This window comes from uncultured Croceicoccus sp. (genome assembly GCF_947496385.1).
Lineage (GTDB): Bacteria > Pseudomonadota > Alphaproteobacteria > Sphingomonadales > Sphingomonadaceae > Croceicoccus.
Genome location: NZ_CANMCP010000051.1, coordinates 1 through 443, shown reverse-complemented (window position 1 = coordinate 443; position 443 = coordinate 1). Strand labels below are relative to the sequence as shown.

The window sequence follows — 443 nt, the reverse complement described above, 5'->3', positions numbered from 1 at the left end:
TACGAGATGGAAGACTTGTCGTTCTACGAGCGGGCTTCGCTAATATGAAGCAAACATCGTAAGGGATTGGATGCCGCCGTCAGGCAGATGCAAAACGTTTTCCGTTTTGTAGAGTGCACCCCTCCCCTTTAGGAGCTGTCAGTCGGATGCAAACCGCTCTCCGTTTTGCGTCGTGCGCCCTTCCCCGGCTATTTTTCAGGCCATGAGGTTTTGCCACTCAGCCAATGCAACTGAGCGGCGGGCTATGTAAGTTTGACAATCAACGAGGTGACGTTCGGAATTGAAGTGGTTGTGGAAGGATGCGTGAACCGATGCGAACTTCTGTAGCGACTTCATTTGCCGGAAGCGCAGCATCGCTCGTTCCCTTCGTCGGAATGGCAGATGTGAGTTTTCAGCACGGTTGTTCGCGTAGCGGCCTGTCTCCTGCTTCGCCAAATTTCCAA

The 443-nt window shown here is 52.8% G+C and carries 1 protein-coding gene; it reads right to left on the bottom strand.

From position 1 onward, the window contains the following. Positions 1–195: 195 nt before the first annotated feature. The coding region (locus tag Q0897_RS16070; RefSeq protein WP_299310437.1) for a DDE-type integrase/transposase/recombinase at positions 196–443 on the bottom strand (248 nt) is incomplete at its 5' end.